General features: G+C 69.0%; 17 protein-coding genes and 1 other RNA gene. All 18 read right to left on the minus strand.

Annotation, left to right across the window (positions count from 1 at the left end):
• Positions 1–1560 (minus strand): cell division protein FtsZ (ftsZ, locus tag P24_RS08840; protein WP_008944366.1); only part of this gene is annotated, 1560 nt, incomplete at its 3' end.
• 64 nt (positions 1561–1624) lie between these two features.
• The gene (gene ftsA / locus P24_RS08845) at positions 1625–2878 is read right to left on the minus strand and encodes a cell division protein FtsA (RefSeq protein ID WP_008944367.1); all 1254 of its coding nucleotides are present in this window, start codon (positions 2876–2878) and stop codon (positions 1625–1627) included.
• Entirely contained in the window at positions 2878–3732 is an 855-nt protein-coding gene (locus tag P24_RS08850) for a cell division protein FtsQ/DivIB (protein WP_008944368.1), read from the minus strand. The genes ftsA and P24_RS08850 overlap by 1 nt, the downstream gene beginning before the upstream one ends.
• Positions 3720–4646 carry a D-alanine--D-alanine ligase gene (locus P24_RS08855; protein ID WP_008944369.1) on the minus strand — a complete coding sequence of 309 codons (927 nt, stop codon included), beginning with the start codon at positions 4644–4646 and terminating at the stop codon, positions 3720–3722. The genes P24_RS08850 and P24_RS08855 overlap by 13 nt, the downstream gene beginning before the upstream one ends.
• Positions 4643–5599 (minus strand): UDP-N-acetylmuramate dehydrogenase, encoded by a 957-nt coding sequence (gene murB, locus P24_RS08860; RefSeq protein WP_237740184.1) that lies wholly within the window; start codon positions 5597–5599, stop codon positions 4643–4645. Before murB ends, P24_RS08855 begins: the two co-directional genes overlap by 4 nt.
• A gap of 17 nt (positions 5600–5616) precedes the next feature.
• A complete protein-coding gene (murC, locus tag P24_RS08865) occupies positions 5617–7056 on the minus strand; it encodes a UDP-N-acetylmuramate--L-alanine ligase (protein WP_008944371.1) in 1440 nt (479 codons plus the stop codon).
• Positions 7053–8213, minus strand: a complete 1161-nt coding sequence (murG, locus tag P24_RS08870) for an undecaprenyldiphospho-muramoylpentapeptide beta-N-acetylglucosaminyltransferase (protein WP_008944372.1) — start codon at positions 8211–8213, stop codon at positions 7053–7055. The genes murC and murG overlap by 4 nt, the downstream gene beginning before the upstream one ends.
• Entirely contained in the window at positions 8210–9331 is a 1122-nt protein-coding gene (ftsW, locus tag P24_RS08875; RefSeq protein ID WP_008944373.1) for a putative lipid II flippase FtsW, read from the minus strand. The genes murG and ftsW overlap by 4 nt, the downstream gene beginning before the upstream one ends.
• A complete protein-coding gene (gene murD, locus P24_RS08880; RefSeq protein WP_008944374.1) occupies positions 9328–10743 on the minus strand; it encodes a UDP-N-acetylmuramoyl-L-alanine--D-glutamate ligase in 1416 nt (471 codons plus the stop codon). The genes ftsW and murD overlap by 4 nt, the downstream gene beginning before the upstream one ends.
• Before the next feature lie 10 nt (positions 10744–10753).
• Positions 10754–11842, minus strand: a complete 1089-nt coding sequence (gene mraY / locus P24_RS08885; RefSeq protein WP_008944375.1) for a phospho-N-acetylmuramoyl-pentapeptide-transferase — start codon at positions 11840–11842, stop codon at positions 10754–10756.
• A gap of 3 nt (positions 11843–11845) precedes the next feature.
• Positions 11846–13252, minus strand: a complete 1407-nt coding sequence (locus P24_RS08890) for a UDP-N-acetylmuramoyl-tripeptide--D-alanyl-D-alanine ligase (RefSeq protein ID WP_008944376.1) — start codon at positions 13250–13252, stop codon at positions 11846–11848.
• Positions 13249–14706: a UDP-N-acetylmuramoyl-L-alanyl-D-glutamate--2,6-diaminopimelate ligase gene (locus P24_RS08895; protein ID WP_008944377.1), complete on the minus strand. Its 1458-nt coding sequence runs from the start codon at positions 14704–14706 to the stop codon at positions 13249–13251. Before P24_RS08895 ends, P24_RS08890 begins: the two co-directional genes overlap by 4 nt.
• 4 nt (positions 14707–14710) lie before the next feature.
• Positions 14711–16474, minus strand: coding sequence for a peptidoglycan D,D-transpeptidase FtsI family protein (locus tag P24_RS08900; protein ID WP_008944378.1), 1764 nt, complete (start codon positions 16472–16474; stop codon positions 14711–14713).
• On the minus strand, positions 16471–16869 hold the full coding sequence (gene ftsL, locus P24_RS08905) for a cell division protein FtsL (protein WP_008944379.1): 399 nt from the start codon (positions 16867–16869) through the stop codon (positions 16471–16473). Before ftsL ends, P24_RS08900 begins: the two co-directional genes overlap by 4 nt.
• Positions 16866–17831: a 16S rRNA (cytosine(1402)-N(4))-methyltransferase RsmH gene (gene rsmH / locus P24_RS08910; RefSeq protein ID WP_008944380.1), complete on the minus strand. Its 966-nt coding sequence runs from the start codon at positions 17829–17831 to the stop codon at positions 16866–16868. The genes ftsL and rsmH overlap by 4 nt, the downstream gene beginning before the upstream one ends.
• Entirely contained in the window at positions 17828–18301 is a 474-nt protein-coding gene (locus P24_RS08915; RefSeq protein ID WP_008944381.1) for a division/cell wall cluster transcriptional repressor MraZ, read from the minus strand. The genes rsmH and P24_RS08915 overlap by 4 nt, the downstream gene beginning before the upstream one ends.
• 332 nt (positions 18302–18633) lie before the next feature.
• Positions 18634–19043: RNase P RNA component class A (rnpB, locus tag P24_RS19215), an RNA gene on the minus strand.
• Positions 19044–19095: 52 nt separating this feature from the next.
• On the minus strand, positions 19096–19800 hold the full coding sequence (locus P24_RS08920; RefSeq protein WP_008944382.1) for an N-acetylmuramoyl-L-alanine amidase: 705 nt from the start codon (positions 19798–19800) through the stop codon (positions 19096–19098).
• Position 19801 lies beyond the last annotated feature (1 nt).

The following is a 19801-nucleotide window of genomic DNA, read 5'->3' on the forward strand; positions in this document are numbered from 1 at the left end:
GGCGGCTGCCGGCATCGCGGGCTTCTGGGCAACCGGCTGGGTAACCGGCTGGGCCTGCGGCTTCTGCGCTGCCGGTGCGGCCTCGCTGTCCTGCCCGCGCATCAGGCCAACGGCCTTCTGGAACAGGCTCGGCGTCCGCTTTTCGGCGGTCGGGCGGGCACCATTGGCCATCGCCGCCTCGGCGAACGGGTCGGCCCTGCCAGCCGGTGCGGCCGGACGGGCTGCCGGGGTGACCGGACGCGGGGCGATGAACGGCGCCGCCGCCTTGGTCTCGGCAGCAGCCGGAGCCTTGGTTTCAGCCGGAGCGGCCATCTCGGCGGTTGCCTGTTCGGCGACCTTCGCCTCAGCAGTTTCCGCAGCGGTTTCCGGGGCGGCTTCGGTGGCGCCCAGATCCAGCGTCTCCTCCTCCAGCTTGTAGGCCAGCGCGGTGGCGTGGTTGCCCATGCTGCCGCCCATGCCGCCAGAATTCAGCGGCATGCCGGCAAAGCCGGTGGCCGTGGCGGGCGCCGCCGGGGCGGCCGGAGCGGCAGTGCGGGTGCGCGAGGCGACCACGCTCAGCTGCGGGCGGGCCGCCGGGCGGTTCATGGTCTGCGACTCTGCCTCGATGCCGGTGGAGACGATGGAGACGCGCATCTGGCCTTCCAGGCTGTCGTCGAAGGTGGCGCCGAAGATGATGTTGGCGTCGGCATCGACTTCCTCGCGGATGCGGTTGGCCGCCTCGTCCACCTCGAACAGCGTCATGTCCGGGCCGCCGGTGACGTTGATGAGCAGGCCACGCGCGCCCTTCATCGAGGTGTCGTCCAGCAGCGGGTTGTTGATCGCCGCCTCGGCGGCGTCGATGGCGCGGCGGTCGCCCGACGCCTGGCCGGTGCCCATCATCGCCTTGCCCATCTCGCTCATGACCGTGCGGATGTCGGCGAAGTCCAGGTTGATCAGGCCCGGCATGACCATCAGGTCGGTCACGCCGCGCACGCCGGCATGCAGCACATCGTCAGCCATCTTGAAGGCGTCGGCGAAGGTCGTCTTCTCGTTCGCCACCCGGAACAGGTTCTGGTTCGGGATAATGATGAGGGTATCGACATACTGCTGCAGTTCCTCGATGCCGGCATCGGCGAGGCGCATGCGGTGATGGCCCTCGAAGTGGAACGGCTTGGTGACCACGCCGACCGTCAGGATGTCGCGCTCGCGCGCCGCCTGGGCGATGACCGGTGCCGCACCGGTGCCGGTGCCGCCGCCCATGCCGGCGGTGATGAAGCACATGTTGGAGCCTTCGAGGTGCTCCAGAATCTCGTCGATGGAGGCTTCCGCCGCCGCCCGGCCAACCTCAGGCCGCGACCCGGCGCCCAGACCCTGGGTCACCGAGGTGCCGAGCTGGATACGCCGCTCGGCGACCGACTGCGCGATCGACTGCGCATCGGTGTTGGCGACCACGAACTCGACCCCGGTCAGGTTCGAGCGGATCATGTTGTTGACCGCGTTGCCGCCGGCCCCGCCGACACCGATCACGGTGATCCGCGGCTTCAGGTCCGGCTCGTTCGGTAGAGAGATATTGATGGTCATACTGCCCTCCGCTTGCTCATACCATCGTTGACAAAAGACTGCGCGAAACCCCTGTTTCCCAGCATCAGAAGTTCTCCCGCAGCCACGACCCGATCCGGCCCATCAGGCCTTCGGGCGCCTCGGTGTCGCCGCGCTTCAGCAGCGCGGCGTCGATCTGTTCGTTGACCGCGTAGGTCAACAGCCCGGCGCAGGTGGCGAACGCCGGCCCGCCTGTGGAATCCGCCAGCCCGTGCACCCGGATCGGCCGGCCCATGCGGACCTGCTTGTCCAGCACCAGCTGCGCCATGTCGCGCACGCCCGGCAGCTGGCTGGCGCCACCGGTCAGCACCACGCGCCGGCCGGCCAGCTTGTCGAAGCCGGAAATCTCCAGGCGCGAGCGCACATGCTCGAAGGTCTCCTCCAGGCGCGGCTGGATGATCGAGACCAGGAAGCTCTTGGGCACATGGTTCGGGCTGGTGTGGCGATCCTCGCCGACCAGCGGCACGTCGATCACCTCGCGGTCGTCCAGCGGCGAGGAAATCGCGCTGCCATACAGCGTCTTCATGCGCTCGGCCTCGGCCAGCGGCGTGGTCAGGCCACGCGCGATGTCGCTGGTCACATGGGCGCCGCCGATCGGCACCATGTCGGTGAACACGACCTGGCCCTCGAAGAACACCGCGACGGTGGTGGTGCCGCCACCCATGTCGATGACGGTGACGCCCAGCTCCATCTCGTCCTCGACCAGCGCTGCAAGGCCGGAGGCGTAGGGCGAAACCACCAGCGCCTCGATATCCAGATGGCAGCGTTGCACCACCGTGGTCAGGTTGCGCAGCACGCCGGCCTGGGCGCTGACGACATGGATGTCGGCGCCGAGGCGCTGGCCGAACATGCCGCGCGGGTCCTTGATGCCCCGGCTGCCATCGATGGAGAAGCCGATGGGGATGGAATGGATGAGCTGCCGGTCCTCCGGCTCCTGCTGGGTACGGCCCTGGCTCAGCACCCGGCGCACGTCGCGCTCGCCGATCTCCTGGCCACCCAGCGCCACCTCGACGCCGATGGTGTGCGAGGCGGGATGGCCGCCCGACACATTCACGACGACCTGGCGCACCGTCTCGTTCGCCATCTTCTCGGCGGCATGGACGGCGTTCAGGATCGATTCCTCGGCCGCTTCCATATCGACGATGGCGCCGGAGCGCAGGCCGCGGCTGACCTGATGGCCGATGCCGACGACGCGCGGCACGCCATGGTCGATCCGGGCGATGAAGCAGGCGACCTTCGTGGTGCCGATGTCCAGCGCGGCGACCAGTCCGGTACGGGGCTTGCTGAGGCTCTTGCTCATCAGGTGTTCTTCCCGGGGTTGCGCAGACGCTTCGCCGTCTCGGGGGCTACCCGCACGACCAGCCGGTCGGCGAAGCGCAGATCGATGGCGACGACATCCTTGGCCAGCACCTTGTGCTCGCGCTCCAGCGCGGCGAGGCGGGTCCAGGCGCCGGCCGGGTCCTCCTCCGGCAGGCGGACATCGATGCCGTTATCGAACAGCAGGTTCCAGCGCCGCTCGCCGACCAGGGTGGCGGCGCGCACACGGGCACGCAGATCCGGAGCGGTCTCCAGCACGGCCAGCAGGGCCGGCGCTTCCTTCGGCGCCTCATCGCCGACCAGCACCGGCAGGTGGCCGAAGGCGGCAATATCGTCGCGCAGGATCACCACGCCCTCGGCGTCGACCAGCACCAGCTTGTCGTCGCGCTGCCACAGCGCCATCGGCTGGCGCTCCTCAATGCGGACATAGAGCGTGTGCGGCAGGCGGCGCTCGATGACGGCGCTGCGCACCCAGTTGATCGATTCCAGCCGCTCGCGCGCGGCCTCGACATCGATGCCCAGCAGCGCATCGCCGCGGTTGACGTCGAGAACCGCCAGCAGCAGCCCGGCATCGGTCCGCCCGCGCCCCTCGACCAGCACGTCGGCGACGGTCAGCCCGGCCTTGCGGGTCAGCTCCAGCGCGTTGGCGCGCAGCTCCATCGCCGCTTCCGGGATGGTGTCGCTGGACCACAGGTACCAGCCGCCGCCGGCCAGCCCGCCCAGCAGTGCCAGCACGAATCCGGTCTTCGCCAGCGGCTTCACCCAGCGCGGCTGGATGCGGCGGCGCGGGGCCGCGCGGCGCTTCGTGGCGGCAGGCTTCTTCGTCAGGAGTCGCATCGCGCCTCCTCGACCATGCGGGCCACCAGCTCGGGGAAGGAGATGCCGAGATGCGCCGCCTGTTCCGGCACCAGCGAGGCCGGCGTCATGCCCGGCTGGGTGTTGACCTCCAGCAGGTACAGCGTGCCGGTTTCGGCCTCGGTGTCGTCATAGCGGAAATCGGCGCGGCTCACCCCCCGGCAGCCCAGTACGGCATGCGCCTGTTCGGCCATGCGCAGCGCCTGGTCATAGACCGGCTTCGGCAGTTCCGCCGGCACGATGTGCCGGGTCCGGCTGGTCGCCGCGTACTTGTTCTCATAGTCGTAGAAGCCCTCGTCGGTCACCAGCTCGGTCACCGCCATGGCCTTGCCGGACATCACGCCGACGGTCAGTTCGCGGCCGGGGATGTAGGTCTCCACCAGCACTTCCTCGCCGAATGGCCAGTCGCCGTTCAGCATCGGCGCGTTGCTGCCCTTATGGACGATGCGCACGCCGATGGAGGAGCCCTCATCGATGGGTTTCAGCACATAGGGCGGCTCCATCGGATGCTCCAGAACGACCTCTTTCTTGCCGACGATGCGGCCTTCCGGGCAGCGCAGCCCGACGCCGGCGAACAGCTGCTTGGCGGCCGGCTTGTTCATGGCGATGGCCGAGGCCATGACGCCGGAATGGGTGTAGGGGATGCCCAGGATGTTCAGCAGCCCCTGCACATTGCCGTCCTCGCCGATCGGGCCGTGCAGCGCGTTGAACACAACGTCCGGCTTCAGCCGGCCCAGCACCTCGGCGATGTTGCGCTCCATGTCGATCTCGGTGACGCGGTAGCCGGCATGGCGCAGCGCCTTGGCGCATTCATGACCGCTGACCAGCGACACTTCGCGCTCGGCCGACCAGCCGCCCATCAGCACGGCGACGTGGATATTGGAACGCGCCTTCATGCCGTCTCTCCCGTCTCGACAATGGCGCTCGGGCCGCTCTGCGATGGCACGCCGATGCGGCGGATTTCCCAGTCCAGCCGGATACCGGAAGTCTCGAACACGCGGCGGCGCACTTCCTCGCCCAGCGTCTCGATGTCGGTTGCGGTGGCCGCGCCGGTGTTGATCAGGAAGTTGCAGTGCTTGTCCGACACCATGGCATCGCCGATGCGCAAGCCCCGGCAGCCGGCCTTGTCGATCAGCTGCCAGGCCCGAAGCGCCCCTGGATGCCCCTCGGGATTCTTGAAGGTGGAACCGCCGGTGCGCGCGCGGGTCGGCTGCGTCTCCTCGCGGCTCTTGCGGATATCGGCCATGCGCTGGGCGATGGATGCCGGATCGCCCTTGCGGGCCTGCAGCAGGGCGGACAGGAAGATCCAGCCCGCCGGCACTTCCGAACGGCGGTAGGAGAAACCCATCGCCGCCGCGTCCAGCCGGTGCCGCTTGCCGAACGGATCGACTGCCTCGGCCTCGACCAGCACGTCCTTGATCTCGCCGCCATAGGCGCCGGCATTCATGCGCAGGGCACCGCCGACAGTACCCGGAATGCCGGAGAAGAATTCAAGGTCGGTCAGCCCGGCCTGCTGCGCTGTCAGCGCCACATTCAGGTCCAGCGCCCCGGCACCGGCCCGCAACCGGTCGCCTTCCTCCAGCGTCACCTCGGTAAAGCCACGCGCCAGCCGGATCACCACGCCCGGCACGCCGCCGTCGCGGATCAGCAGGTTGGAGCCGACGCCGATCACCGTCACCGGCACGTCGGCCGGGCGGGTGGCCAGGAATTCCACCAGATCGTCGGCATCGGCCGGGCGGAACAGCACCTCGGCCGGCCCGCCGCAGCGGAACCAGGTGGTCTTCGCAAGGTCCGCATCCTCGGTATAGCGGCCCCGGACCGCGGGCAGACGTTCGATGAGACTGGTCATGGCTCTGCGCACCGCCTTCATGAGCGTGCCCTCCGGCTTGCCTCGACGCCGAACACGGCATCCAGTTCGGCCGGCAGGGCGTTGGCCCAGTTGGTGATGGAGCCGGCGCCGAGGCAGACCACCATGTCGCCCGGCCTGGCGATGGCGGCGACCCTCTTGGCCAGCGATTCCGGGCCGGACAGCGGGGCGACGCCGCGATGGCCATGGGCCTGCAGGCCGGCCACCAGCCGGTCCTTGTCCATGCCCTCGATGGGCTGTTCGCCGGCGGCATAGACATCGGCCACCAGCACCGAGTCAGCGTCGTTGAAGCATGTGCAGAATTCCTCGAACAGGCTGGCCAGCCGGCTGTAGCGGTGCGGCTGCACCACGGCGATCACCTTGCCGTCCGGGCAGGCGCCGCGCGCGGCGGCCAGCACGGCGGAAATCTCCACCGGGTGATGTCCGTAATCGTCGATCACGGTGATGCCGTTCGACTCGCCGGTCTTGGTGAAGCGCCGCTTCACCCCGGCGAAATTCGCCAGCGCCCGGCGGATCGTGTCTTCCTCCAGCCCCATTTCGGCGGCGATGGCGACCGCGCCCAGCGCGTTCTGCACATTGTGCTTGCCGTACATCGGCAGCATCAGGTCCTTGAAGGCGCGGCCCTCATTGCGCGAGCGCGGCCCGAAGATGACAGAGAAGCGCGAGCCTGCCGGGCTGATCTCGATATCGACGCCGCGCACCTCGGCCTGCGGGCTCATGCCGTAGGTGACGATGCGGCGGTCGGGGATCTGGCCGATCAGCGACTGCACCACCGGATGGTCCAGGCACATGGCGGCGAAGCCGTAGAAGGGGATGTTCTCGATGAAAGTGCGGAATGCCTCCTGCACCTTCTCGAAGCTGCCGTAATGGTCGAGATGCTCCGGATCGACGTTGGTGACGAGGCCGATGGTCGCCGGCAGCTTGGTGAAGGTGCCGTCGCTCTCGTCCGCCTCAACCACCATCCAGTCGCCGGTGCCCAGCCGCGCATTGCTGGCCCAGGCATTGATGATGCCGCCATTGATGACCGTCGGGTCGAGCTCGGCGGTGTCCAGGATCGAGGCGACCAGTGATGTCGTCGTGGTCTTGCCGTGCGTGCCGGCGATGGCGATGGACCATTTCAGACGCATCAGCTCGCCCAGCATCTCGGCGCGGCGCACCACCGGGACGAAGCGGGCGCGGGCGGCCACCACCTCGGGATTATCCTGCTTCACCGCCGAGGAGATCACGACCACGGCGGCGTCGCCGATATTCTCCTCGCGGTGGCCGACATGGATGGTCACGCCGCGTTCGCGCAGGCGCTTCACATTGGCGCTGTCGGCGATGTCGCTGCCTTGCACCTGGTAGCCCAGATTCAGCAACACCTCGGCGATGCCGCTCATGCCGATGCCGCCGATGCCGACGAAATGCACGATGCCGATATCGAGTGGAAGCGCCCTCATGCCGCCTTCTCCTGCGGTTCCGGGGAGGTATGGCGGACGCTGCCGCCATTCGCGGGGAGTTCGGCCACCACCAGGTCGGCCAGCCGCTCGACCGCGTCCGGCGTGCCGGCCTCGCGCATCTTCAGCGCGGCGGCGTTCAGCTTCTGCGGCATGCTCAGCAGCATCTCCAGACGGTCGGCGACGGCCTTCGGGCAGAAGGCGTCCTGCGGCATGACCCAGGCGCCGCCAGCTGCCTCGACGGCATGGGCGTTGGCGCTCTGATGGTCATCCATGGCATGCGGATAGGGCACCAGCACCGCCGGGCGTCCGGCCACCATCAGCTCGGCGACGGTTGAGGCGCCGGACCGGCAGATCGCCAGATGCGCACGGGCCAGCCGGGCCGGCATGTCGGAGAAGAAGGACGCGACCTCCGCCGGGAAGCCGATCTGGCGATAGGCCGCCTCGACGCGGGCAACATCCTCCGGCCGGGCCTGCTGCTCGATGCGCAGCCGGCGGCGCACGCTCTCGGGCAGCAGCGCGATGGCGGCGGGCATCACGTCGGAGAATACGGTCGCGCCCTGGCTGCCGCCGGTGACCAGCACGGTCAGCTTGCCGTCGATCTCGGCCGGCGGGTAGGGGCTGTGGCGCACGGCGGCGACGTCCGGGCGCACCGGGTTGCCGGTGAAGCTGAGGCGGTTGCGCAGGCTTTCTTTCACGCCGGAAATCTCGGCGAAGGAGGTGGCGATGCGCTTCGCCCGGCCGGCCAGCAGCCGGTTGGCGCGGCCCAGCAGGGCGTTCTGCTCATGCAGCAGGATGCCGATGCCCAGCAGGCCGGCGGCGGTCACGGTCGGCACCGACGGGTAGCCGCCGAAACCCACCACCAGGGCGGGCTTCAGTCGGCGCAGCAGGGCCAGCGCATCCAGCGTGCCGAGGCCGAGCGAGACGGCACCGCCCAGCTTCGCCGCCAGGCCGGGCTTGCTGATGCCCTCGGCACGGATGCGGTGCACGGTGAAGGCGGCATTCGCCGGCGCCTCGAAGGCCTTGCCGCGCCGGTCGGTGACCAGCGCCACGGCATAGCCGCGCGCCAGCAGCGCATGGGCCAGCGCCTGTGCCGGGAACAGATGCCCGCCGGTGCCGCCGGCGGCCAGCACGATGGTCTTCTTCAGGACGGCGCTCATGGCTGACCTCCACCGGGGCGGCGGCGGGTCAGCGCCAGCGCCATGCCCATGCCGACGGCCAGCGCCAGCAGGGAGGAGCCGCCATAGGAGACGAAGGGCAGGGTCATGCCCTTGGTCGGCATCATGTGCAGGGTGGAGCCCATATTGATGATGGCCTGGATGCCGAACTGCGCCAGCAGACCCGAGGCGGCCAGCATGACGAACAGATTTTGCTCGCTCAGCACGCGGGCGAAGCCGCGCAGCACCACGAAGGCGAACAGCAGCAGTACCAGCAGGCAGGCGATCAGCCCCAGCTCCTCGCCGGCGACGGCGAACACGAAATCGGCGTGCGCGTCGGGGATGAAGGCCTTCACCGTGCCCTCGCCGGGACCGCGTCCCAGCAGGCCGCCATTCATGAAGGCCTCCATGGAGCGGTTCACCTGGTAGCTGTCGCCCGAGGCCGGATCGAGGAAGCGGTCGATGCGGCTGGCCACATGATCGAGCGTGAAATAGGCGCCGATCAGCCCCAGCACGCCGAACAGGATGGCGCCGCCGACCCAGGCGATGGGCATGCCAGCCAGGAAGAACTGGCCGAAGAAGATGGCGCTCAGCACCACCGCCTGGCCGAGGTCGGGCTGCATCAGCAGCAGGCTGACGATCAGCAGGTACAGCGCACCGGCGGCGATATGGCCGGGGAAGCCCTCGGCGCGCCGCCATTCGGCGAACAGCCAGCCGGCGATCACGGCGAAGAAGGGCTTGGCGAATTCGGAAGGCTGCAGCGAGAAGCCGGCCAGGTTGATCCAGCGGCGCGCGCCCTTGATCTCCGCGCCACCAAGCAGCACGGCCACCAGCAGCACGATGGTGCCGGCAAGGCCGATCAGCGCCAGCCGGCGCACGGTGCGCGGTTGCATCAGCGACACGCCGATCAGCAGTGCGATGGCGACCGGCAGCAGTGCGAAATGGCGGCGCACGAAATAGAACTGGTCGAGGCCGATACGCTCCGCCACCGGCGGGCTCGCGGCCAGGATCATCAGCGCACCGAAGCCGATGATGAGGCCCAGCGCCGCCAGGCTCCAGCGGTCGATGGTCCACCACCAGCGGCCCAACAGGCTGGTATCGTTGCGGGACAGCGCGCTCATGCGGCACCTCCCGTCACCGTGGCGGCGGCATGCCGCGTCATGGCCATCACCAGCTCGCGGAACCGGTCACCGCGCTGCTCAAAGCTGTCGAACTGGTCGAAGGAGGCGGCAGCCGGCGACAGCAGCACGACGCCGCCGGTGCCGCGCGCGTCCTTCGCGGCGGCGGCCACGGCCTGCTCCAGCGTGCCGCACTTGGACCAGGTCAGCTTGCCGTCCAGTGTCGCGGCGAAGGCGTCTGCGGATTCGCCGATCAGATAGGCATGGCGCACGCGCCCGAAATGCGGGGCCAGCGCGGCGATACCGCCTTCCTTGGCGCGTCCGCCGGCAATCCAGTAGATGCGCTCGTAGCAGGCCAGGGCCTTCTCGGTCGCCTCGGCGTTGGTCGCCTTGGAATCGTTGACGAAGGTGACACCGTCCAGCACCGCCACCCGCTCCTGCCGGTGGGCAAGGCCGGGGAAGCTGCGGATGCCCGCCGCGATGGCCTCGGCCTCAACCCCCAGCGCCGCGCAGATGGCGAAGGCGCAGGCCGCGTTCTGCCAGTTGTGTGAGCCCGGCAGGGCAGGGGCCTCGGTCAGGTCCAGAATGGTACGCGCGCTGCCGTTGCGGGCATCGATCAGCCGGCCCCCACCGGTGCTGCCATCGACATAGACGCCGCCGACCACCGGCCGGTAGGCGGAAATGCCGGTCACGCCGCGGCTCAGGATGCTGCGGCCCAGCGCCTGGGCGACGCCGCGGGTGGTCTCGTCATCGAGGCCGATGATCGCGGTGCCGTCCGCCGGCAGCTGGTCGAACAGATGGCGCTTGGCGGCGACATAGCCCTCGAACCCGCCATGCCGGTCGAGATGGTCCGGGGTGATGTTCAGCAGGGCGGCCACATCGAAGCGCGCCTCGCGCAACAGCTCGATCTGGTAGCTGGACAGTTCCAGCACATAGACGCCATCGGTCCCCAGCGGCGCCAGCGTCAGCGCCGCCATGCCCAGATTGCCGCCGACCTCGGCCTTGCGTCCGGCCTGCTTCAGGATATGGCCGACCAGCGCCGTGGTGGTGGATTTGCCGTTGGTGCCGGTGATGCCGACGAAGCGCGCCTGCGGGCAGGCCAGGGCCAGCAGCTCGATATCGCAGACCAGCGCCACGCCAGCCGCCTTGGCAGCGGTGGCGGCGGGGTGCGGCACCGGGAAGGAATGTGGGATGCCGGGGCTCCACACGGCGAGGTCGATGCCGGACCAGTTGGCTTCGGCCAGGTCGGTGACGGTGGCGCCCAGCTTCTCCGCCTCGGCGCGGCGCGCTTCATTGTCGTCCCAGGCCAGCACCTCGGCACCGGCCTTGAGCAGCGCGGACACGCTGGCGAGGCCGGAACGGGCGAGACCCATCACGGCGATGCGGCGGCTGGCGAAACGGGAGAGATCGATCATGCCGCCTCCCTCACCGCAGCTTCAGGGTGGACAGGCCGGCAATCGCCAGCACAACGGCGATGATCCAGAAGCGGATCACGATGGTCGGTTCGGCCCAGCCCTTCTTCTCGAAGTGGTGGTGCAGCGGCGCCATGCGGAAGACGCGCTTGCCGGTCAGCTTGAAGGACAGCACCTGGACGATGACCGAGACGGTCTCCAGCACGAACAACCCGCCGATGATGGCCAGCACCAGCTCGTGCTTGGTGGCGACGGAGATCGCGCCCAGCCCGCCGCCCAGCGCCAGCGAGCCGGTGTCGCCCATGAACACCATGGCCGGCGGCGCGTTGTACCACAGGAAGCCGAGGCCGGCGCCGACCAGCGCGCCGCACAGCACTGCCAGCTCGCCCGTACCCGGCACATGCTGGATCTGCAGGTAGTTGGAGAACACCGCATTGCCGACCAGATAGGCGATCAGCGCGAAGCAGGAGGCGGCGATCATCACCGGCACGATGGCGAGGCCATCCAGCCCGTCGGTCAGGTTCACGGCGTTGGAGGCGCCGACCATGACCAGGGCGGCAAAGACGATGAAGAACCAGCCGAGGTCGATCAGCAGCGCCTTGAAGAACGGCACGGCGAGGCTGGTCGAGAGCGCCGGTTCGCTGATCCAGGCGAACATGATCGCGGCAGCCAGGCTGACGCTGATCTGGCCGGCCAGCTTCAGACGGCCCGGCAGGCCCTTGGCGTTGCGCTTGGTCAGCTTGAGGAAATCGTCGAAGAAGCCGATCAGCCCGAAGCCGCAGGTCACCAGCAGCACGGTCCAGACATGCAGGTTGCGCAGATCGGCCCAGAGCAGGGTAGAGACCACCAGCGCGAGCAGGATCAGCGCGCCGCCCATGGTCGGCGTGCCCTTCTTGGTCAGCAGGTGGCTTTCCGGCCCATCCTCGCGGATCGGCTGGCCCTCGCGCTGCTTAGCCTTCAGCCAGCCGATGACGGCCGGGCCCATCAGAAAGGCGATGGCGAGCGCGGTGACGACCGCGCCGCCGGTCCTGAAGGTCAGGTAGCGGAACAGGTTGAACGGGCTGAACAGATCGGCCAGCGGGGTGAGGAGAAGCGGCAGCATCGGTCAGTTCTCCCCCGTGCGCAGCGCCAGCAGGGCATCCACCACCCGCGCCATTTTCATGCCAAGGCTACCCTTCACCAGCACCACGTCGCCGGCATGCACCAGCGCGGTCACCAGCGGGGTCAGCGCCGCCGTGTCGTCGGCCGAGCCGCCCAGCTGCGCGCGCGGCAGCTTTTCGGCCATGCGGTTCATGTGCGGGCCGGCGGTGAACACCAGATCGGCGCCGGCTGCCTCAATCGGCTGGGCCAGCGCGTTGTGCGCCTCGGCAGCGCCGTCGCCTAGCTCCAGCATGTCGCCCAGCACCACCACGCGGCGGCCGCCGGCCTTCGGCTTGGTCATTGCCAGCACGTCCAGCGCCGCGCGCACGGCGGGCGGGCTGGCGTTGTAGCTCTCATCGATCAGCAGCAGCGTGCCGCCGGAAACCGCGATCTCGACCTGCCGGCCCCGGCCCTTCGGCGCCTCGACCTGTTCCAGCGCCGCCGCCGCCGTGGCGACATCGCCGCCCAGCGCCGCGATGCCGGCCAGCACGCCAAGGCTGTTCATCACCCAGTGCCGGCCCGGCACGGCCAGCCGGTAGCGCAGCCGGCGCTGCGCCACGATGGCCTGCACCAGGCTGTCGGTGCGGCGCAGCTCGGCGTTCAGCAGGCAGGTATCGGCGGCAAGGTCTGTGCCGAAGCTGATGATATTGCGGATGCCGGCCTTCTGGGCGCGCTCGCGCAGCCGGGCATAGTGCCGGTTGTCGCGGTTCAGCACGGCGGTGCCGCCTTCCTTCACGCCGAGCAGGATGTCGGCCTTCTCCTCGGCGATCTCCTCCTCCGAGGAGAAATGCCCGGCATGCACCGCTTCCACCGTGGTAATCAGCGCCACGTCGGGCTGCACCATGCGCGCCAGCGGCTCCAGCTCGCCGCGATGGTTCATGCCCAGTTCGGAAACCAGATATTCCGCATCCAGCGGCAGGCGGGCCAGAGTCAGCGGCGCGCCGATATGGTTGTTGAAGCTGGCCACGCTGGCGTGGGTCTTGCCCAGCGCGGACAGGCCGGCCCGCAGCATCTCCTTGGAGCCGGTCTTGCCGACGCTGCCGGTGACGGCAATCGCCTTCGCCCTGCTGCGGCCGCGCTGGAAGCGCCCGAGTTTCCCGAGCGCTTCCAGGGTCGAGGCGACCTCCAGTACCGGCGCATCCGCCGGTACCCCCTCCGGTCGCCGCTCGACCAGCAGCGCGGCCGCCCCCCCACCCAGGGCGTCCCTTGCATAATCATGGCCGTCGAACGCATCGCCCTTCAGGGCGACGAACAAATCCCCCTCTGTCACCGTCCGGCTGTCGATGGACACGCCGAAGGCCTGCCAGTCGCGGCTGTTCTTCCCGCCGGTGGCGGTAACGGCATCAGCCGAGGTCCAGAGCGGTTCGGTCATGCCGCACCTCCCAGACCCAGCGCCTGCACGGTGCGGCGCGCCACATCGGCATCGTCGAAGGGACGAATCTCCCCGGCGATTTCCTGGCCCTGCTCGTGCCCCTTGCCGGCGATCACCAGCACGTCGCCGGCACCCAGAGCGGAAATGGCGGCGTGAATCGCCTCGGCACGGTCGCCGATCTCCGTGGCGTCCGGGCAGCCCGCCATCACCTCGGCGCGGATCGCCGCCGGTGCTTCGCCGCGCGGATTGTCGTCAGTGACGATCACGCGGTCGGCCAGCCGCTGGGCGATCTCACCCATCATCGGACGCTTGCCGCGGTCACGCTCGCCGCCGCAGCCGAACACGACCGACAGGCTGCCGGTGGTGAAGGGGCGGATTTCCGTCAGCACCGTCTCCAGCGCGCCCGGCTTGTGGGCGTAATCGACATAGATGGCGGCACCGTTCGCCAGCGTGGCGACGCGCTGCAGCCGGCCCGCCACGCCCTGCAGCGTTTCCAGCGCGGCCAGCGCCTCGTCCAGCTGCGCGCCGGTGGCGGTGACAAGACCGAGGGCCGCCAGCGCGTTCATCGCCTGGAAGCCGCCGGCCAGCGGCAGATCGATCTCGCGCGCCCGTGCGTGCAGGATTAGCGCCAGTGTCTGCCCGTCGGGGCGCGGCAGCCGGTCCACGATGCGGAAGTCCGCACCCGCCGCCATGCCGTAGCTCAGCACGCGGTGACCGCGCCGGCCGCAGATTTCGACAAGGGCAGGGAACTGGGGGCTGTCGGCATTCAGCACAGCCGTGCCGCCGGGCGCCATCACCCGGTCGAACAGCTGCGCCTTGGCGGCGAAATAGGCCTCCATGGTGCCGTGATAATCCAGATGATCGCGCGCCAGATTGACGAAGGCGGCGGCCTTCAGCCGCACACCGTCCAGCCGGAACTGGTCGAGCCCGTGGCTGGAGGCTTCCATCGCCAAAAAGCCGACCCCGGAGCCGGCAAGCTCCGCGAGGACGCGGTGCAGCTCCACCGGGTCCGGGGTCGTAAGCCCCTTGCTGCTCGGCAAGTCAGGGGCGATCACGCCGAGGGTGCCCATGCTGGCGGCCTTGCGGCCCAGCCGGGTCCAGATCTGGCGGGTGAAGTCGGCGACGGAGGTCTTGCCGTTGGTGCCGGTCACGGCGACCACATTTTCCGGCTGCTGGCCGAAGAAGCGGGCGGCCATGCGGGCCAGCCGCAGCCGGGGATTGGCGTCGGCGATAACAGGGACCGGGCTGTCGAGCGTCAGGCCGGCGGGGGCCAGCACGGCGCGCGCACCGCGCTGCACGGCGTCGCCGATGAAGGCGCTGCCATCTTCCCGGGCACCGGGCAAGGCGGCGAACAGATAGCCGGGGCGGACCTGCCGGGAATCCGCCGTCAGCCCCTCGATATCAATATCGAGGGTGGCGGCAATGGCCGCCTCGGCCGGCTTGTCGCCATTCATGAGGTCAATAAGACGCAAGGCGCTTGCTCCCATTCTGAGAGGGGTCGCGGGGCGCGATATCGACCACCAGATCACGGCGGATTTCTGGCGCGTTTTCGTCAATCGGGGGAATTCCGTACATCGGCGCCATGCGGGCGACGATGCGGTTGACCACCGGGGCGGCGACCCAGCCGCCGGTGGCGTAGCCGAAGGTGCGCTTGTTGCCGACCGGCTCGTCGATCATGGCCAGCACGACATAGCGCGGATCGTTGATCGGATAGGCGCCGACGAAGGAGGAGATGCGTGCCTTGCGGTTGTAGCCGCGGCCGTTCAGCTTCTCCGCCGTGCCGGTCTTGCCGCCGACCAGATAGCCCTTGGCGTCGGCGTTGCGGCCGCTTCCTTCCTCGACCACGAGGCGCATCAGCTTGCGCATCTGCAGGGAGGTGCGCTCGGCGATCACGCGGCTGCCCTGGACCGCGGCACCCGGCTCGCGCCGCAGCAGCGTCGCCGGATGCAGCATGCCGCCATTCACCAGCGCCGACACGCCGCTTACCAGATGCAGCGGGCTGACCGACAGGCCATGCCCGAAGGAGATCGTCATCACATTGATGTCACGCCACGGACTCGGCGCCAGCGGCAGGCCGGCCTCGGGAATCTCGATCGGCTGGCGGGCCAGCATGCCGATCTTCTCCATGAAGGCGCGTTGACCTGCAGCACCGACCTCCAGCGCCATCTTGGCGGAGCCGATATTGGAGGAATGGATCAGGATTTCCGGCACGCTCAGCCAGCGGTTCTTGCCGTGATAATCGTTGATGGTGAAGCGCGCGATGCGGATCGGCTGGCTGGCGTCGTAGCCGCCACCCATGCGCACCTTGCCGCTGTCCAGCGCCATCGCGTGATTGAACAGCTTGAAGGTGGAGCCCATCTCGTACACGCCCAGCGTGGCGCGGTTGAACTGCTGTTCCTCGGTGATGCTGCCGGGCTGGTTCGGGTCGTAATCCGGCAGCGACACCATCGCCAGCACTTCGCCGCTGCGCACATCCATCACCAGGCCGGCCGCGCCGATGGCCTTGAATTCCTCAATCGATTCCAGCAGCGAATCGCGGACAATCTGCTGCAGCCGCACGTCGAGCGACAGCTGCACCGGCTGGCCGCCGCTGCGCAGCACCTCGTCGAAGGACTTCTCGATGCCGGCGATGCCGCGCCCGTCCACGTCGGTGTAGCCCAGCACATGGGCGGCTGCAGACCCCTGCGGGTAGAAGCGGCGTTCCTCGCGCTGGAAGTAGAAGCCGGGGATGCCCAGCCGGTTCACTTCGTATTTCTGGCGCGGCGTCAGGTTGCGCTTCACCCAGACGAAGCGGCGGTCGGTCGCCAGCTTCGCGATCAGCTCCGGCTCGCTGAGGTCGGGCAGCACGGTGGCCAGCTTGCGCGCGGCCTCCGCCGGGTCCAGCACCGCCTGCGGATCGGCATAGAGCGAGGGCGTGGCGAGGCTGGTCGCCAGCAGCAGCCCGTTGCGGTCGATGATCTCCGCCCGGCCCGAGGGGCTGGCATTGGCGCGCGGCGTCTCGGCCAGGCGCGGCTCGCTGGCGCCGGACAGCACGCTGACATCGACCAGACGCAGCCCGACGGCGGCGAACACGGCGGCGAACAGCGCGGTGGCGATGACCAGCCGGGTGCGGCCGGTTTCCAGCGCCTGCTTGGCAACACCTTCCAGCGCCACATGATGCGCAGGCGGGGGCGCCTCCGGCGTTGCCGGGCGCGCAAAACCGTTGCGGAACAGCCGGGTCATTGCACGCTCCGCTGTGCGGCGAGCACCGGCTGCGGCTTATCGAGAGGGGCATAGACCAGCGGGTCGCCGGGACGGGGCTTGGTCGCCAGTGGCAGCCCATCGGGCGTGATGACCGGGCGCGCTTCCGGCACGGCCGCCAGCGACACCGCGATCTGGCGGCCGCCGGCAGGCACCAGGTCGAGATGGCGCTGCGCCAGATCGGCCAGCCGGTCCGGGCGGTTCAGATAGCTCCATTCGGCGCGCAGGACCTGGATCGCCTCCTGCGTGCGGATGATCTCGGAATTGATGCGGGCCAGCCGTTCCTCGCGCGCCTGCACCTCGTATTTCAGCAGGAACAGCGCAACGCCGGCGCCACCGACCAGCAAGACCCAGAAGAGGAAGCCCTGGCGGATCATGCGGCCTCCTCCCATGCCGGCGCGTCGGTACGTTCGGCGACGCGCAGCTTGGCGGAACGGGCGCGCGGGTTGGCGGCGATCTCGGCGGAGTCCGGCGCCAGCGGCTTGCGGTGCACCAGCCGGAAGCTGGGGGCCTGCGGCGCGGCGGCGGCCACCGGCATGTGGCGCGAAGGCTGGGAGGCTTCGCCGCAGCGCGCCTTCAGGAAGCGCTTCACCTGGCGGTCCTCCAGCGAATGGAAGGTGACGACGGCCAGCCGCCCGGCCGGCTTCAGCGCGCGCTCGGCAGCGGCGAGGCCACGGTCCAGCTCACCCAGCTCGTCATTCACATGCAGGCGCAGCGCCTGGAAGGTGCGGGTGGCGGGGTCGATGCCATCCTTGGATTTCGGCACGACGCTGCGCACGATGGAGGCCAGGCGCCCGGTGCGCTCGATTGGCGCCTCGGCGCGGGCGGCAACGATGGCGCGGGCGACGCGGCGGGCATGCCGTTCCTCGCCCAGATGGAAGACGATGTCGGCCAGTTCCGCCTCGTCGGCGCTGTTCACCACGTCGGCGGCGCTGGGGCCGGCCTGCTCCATGCGCATGTCGAGCGGCCCGTCGGCGCGGAAGGAGAAGCCGCGCCCGGCCTCGTCCAGCTGCGGCGAGGAAACGCCGAGGTCGAGCGCCACGCCATCGACGCCGTCGATGCCGCGCTCGGCCAGCAGCCGGTCCATCTCGCCGAAGCGACCCTCGATCAGCACCAGCCGGCCGGCATAGCGCGCCACCATCGGCTCGGCCCGGCGGATCGCGTCGGGGTCGCGGTCGATGCCATAGACGCGGCAATCGGCGCTGTCCAGCAGTGCGCCTGTGTAGCCGCCGAGGCCGAAGGTGCCATCAACGAAGACGGCGCCGTCACGCGGCGCCAGGGCGGCGACCACCTGGTCGCGCAGTACGGGGATATGGAGCGGCCGGCCGGTTTCCGTCATGCGCCACCTCCCGCCTCGCCGTCACGGCGCAGCTTCAGCGTGACCTCGCCCTCACGGATGCGCTGGCGGGCTTCTTCCTTGCGGCGGCTATAAGCCTCGGGCGACCAGATCTGGAAGGTCGAGCCCTGGCCGACGAACAGCGCCGTCTCGTCGATGCCCATCTCGTCCAGCAGGTCGCGCGGCAGCATGATCCGGCCTTCGCCGTCGAAGGGGAGTTCGCGGGCTTCGGCAAGGATCGTGGCGGCCAAGTCGTCGGCCTTGTCGGAGAGCATGTCGAGATCGTCCAGGCTGGCGGCGATCTGCTCGATACGGCGGAAACTGCAGCCTTCCAGCGCCTGGAATTTGGGGGAGGGGTACACGACCACGCCCTGGAAGTCTTCCTTGGCGAGCTGGGCACGGAACTTCGACGGAACGGAGACACGCCCCTTCCTGTCGATCTTGTTCTCGTGCTGGCCGATGAACGTCGCCACCGAAAGCTCCCCTCGAATATCCCCGCCCGGATGGTGCGCCGGTCGCGATCCGGCTGCGCCTTTGGGCGGCGATGGCATCCCATGGGTCTCTTATGGGATATGATGGGATATCATGGGAATATATGGTGGTCAATGGGAATGGCTGGTGATTTCCTGGGTTAGTTCTTGATTTATTCCAGTTTTTCGGGGCGACAGGGTGTCCTCCGACAGTCATCGTCAGTACAGGCGGGGCTGTGGATAAATATTCGCCGGATTCTATTATGTTGCCTGAATGTTCTCATTTGGGTTTGCGGAAAAACCCAAGCGATATCAACAGGCCGCGGGGACAGAAGGGGGTCAGGCGGTCTGTAAGCCGGGTTCTGTCCCCGCCGGCGCTTGCGCGCGGGTGGCGGGGGATGGCCATTCATCTGGGACGCCCGTTACCGGACGCCTCGCGCGACCAACCCGGACGGCGGCGCGGAACCCGCCTGCCGGCCCGCATCAAAGCGAACCTGCGTGCCATCCCTATTCGGTCTTGCTCCTGGTGGGGTTTACCGTGCCGTTCCCGTCGCCGGGACCGCGGTGCGCTCTTACCGCACCCTTTCACCCTTACCCGCCGCGCCCGAAGGCGGGACGGGCGGTCTGCTCTCTGTGGCACTTTCCCTGGGGTCGCCCCCGCCGGGCGTTACCCGGCACCATGTTTCCGTGGAGCCCGGACTTTCCTCCCCCCGGTTGCCCGGAAGGCGGCCATCCGACCGTCTGACCCCGGCGGATAGGTAGGCGTTCCGGACAGGCCGGTCAAGCGAAGAGGGGACTTACTCCCCCTGCAGCGCATCCTGGCGCGGCAGCATGCGGGCGAGGCCGTTGATCAGGCCGGCGGTTTCGCGGTCCAGCTGCCCGTCAATCAGCGATGGCCGGTATCGGCGCTGGAAGGCGGCGATGGAAGCCGGCAGGTCGGCGATGTCATAGCCGATCTCGGCCAGCAGGAAGGCGGCCTCCATCGGTGCCACGGGGGCGCCGGCATGGTTCGGTTTCGGCCAGATGCCAAAGCCCTGCCGGGCCATGTCTTTCCAGGGGAACAGCTCGCCCGGGTCCTGCTTGCGCGCCGGGGCCACGTCGGAATGGCCGACAAAGCGGTGGGGCGCTATCCCATGCCGGGTCTTCATCTCGCTGCATAGCGCGACCAGCCGGGCGATCTGCGGGTCGGGGAAGGGGCGGTAGCCATGCTCATGCCCCGGATTGACCAGCTCGATGCCGATGGAGATGGAGTTCACATCGCGCTCCCCGGCCCAGCAGGCCACACCGGCATGCCAGGCGCGCATCGCCTCGTCCACCAGACGGTGGCAGGTGCCGTCCTCGTCGATCATGTAGTGCGCGCTGACCTCGGACGCCGGATCGCACATCCGCTCCAGCGCCTCGGCGGCGCTTTTCATACCGGTATAGTGCAGCACCACCAGATCGGGTTTCCGGCCGTCGCGGCGCGGCCCGAAATTCGGCGAGGGGCTGTCGATGACGCTCATC

The sequence above is a fragment of the Oceanibaculum indicum P24 genome (genome assembly GCF_000299935.1).
Taxonomy (GTDB): Bacteria; Pseudomonadota; Alphaproteobacteria; order Oceanibaculales; family Oceanibaculaceae; genus Oceanibaculum; species Oceanibaculum indicum.